Raw genomic sequence first — 318 nt, 5'->3', positions numbered from 1 at the left:
CCCCCCCCCAGAGAACGTCAACCCACTAATTTACTTATGCTTTACCAAGGCGGCTAGATTTTGATTGTGGCTCTGTGGATAAGCGGCAGAATTTAAAGCCACTGAACTGTGAAGATTTCCTAATTGATCCTGAGTTTTGCTTCCTATCAATCTCGAAGGAATGATTTAGTCTCAGAAACTAAAAAATAAACTAGGCGGATTAGAGTTTATTAACCACTAATCATCATTAGCTCTGTTCAGCTTTTGTTTGGTTTTTGGTCTTAATAGTATATTTGTTTTAGTTCGGGCCTAGAGCCTGAGTGCTACGACTCTAAAACG

It is taken from the genome of Vibrio sp. 10N.261.51.A3 (assembly GCF_041471965.1).
GTDB classification, from domain to species: domain Bacteria; phylum Pseudomonadota; class Gammaproteobacteria; order Enterobacterales; family Vibrionaceae; genus Vibrio; species Vibrio crassostreae_C.
Note: the sequence above shows the minus strand (reverse complement) of the source record.